Genomic DNA, 582 nt, shown 5'->3' with positions numbered 1-582 from the left:
GGAGGGCGATCAGCTTGTCATAGGTCTTCACGCCCAGGTCAGCGAGGGTGTAGGCGTGGGGGCAGGCTGGACAGACCACGGCGACATAGCGGTACTGACGGCCGGCCGACTCGTAGGGGCGGCGCAGCGAGTGCAGCGGGGTATCGCAGGTGGGACATGAGCGGGGGACTTGTTCCTGGTAGGACCATCCCGGCTCCCGGAACCGCGCGAGGAGGTCTTCCTCATCAAGGACGGTTCCCCAGCGCTGCCGGACGAGGTCGGCGACTGTGGCCTTGGACGTCTGTTCTTTCACCGCACACACGGCACCAACTTTGCCAGCAACTGCCACGGTTGACGGGAAAGAACAGCCGGGCGGGAGGAATGACACAGTCCAAGGGCCCGCCGAACACGGGCAGGTGCACACGGGCATCGGCCTTCCAGGGACTTCTATGTCTTTCATCAAGCTGTGCGGGTACAGGGACCGCACGCCGGCATCGGCGGCCAATCTCCCGCTGGCCGTGTCACCAACTTGCCCGCGCCGACGGCGGTGAGGAAGTCCAAGGCATCGCGGTCCAGGCGCCGGCCGAAGGGGTTGGGGGCGTC

At 66.3% G+C, this 582-nt stretch carries 1 protein-coding gene; it reads right to left on the bottom strand.

Annotated elements, in window-relative coordinates:
- A partial coding sequence (locus CCN51_RS52740; RefSeq protein WP_143676286.1) for a hypothetical protein occupies window positions 1-292 on the bottom strand: 292 nt, incomplete at its 3' end.
- Window positions 293-582: the final 290 nt, after the last annotated feature.

The sequence above is a fragment of the Streptomyces milbemycinicus genome, assembly GCF_002154605.1.
Lineage (GTDB): Bacteria > Actinomycetota > Actinomycetes > Streptomycetales > Streptomycetaceae > Streptomyces > Streptomyces milbemycinicus.
This window is presented reverse-complemented; position numbering and strand designations above follow the sequence as displayed.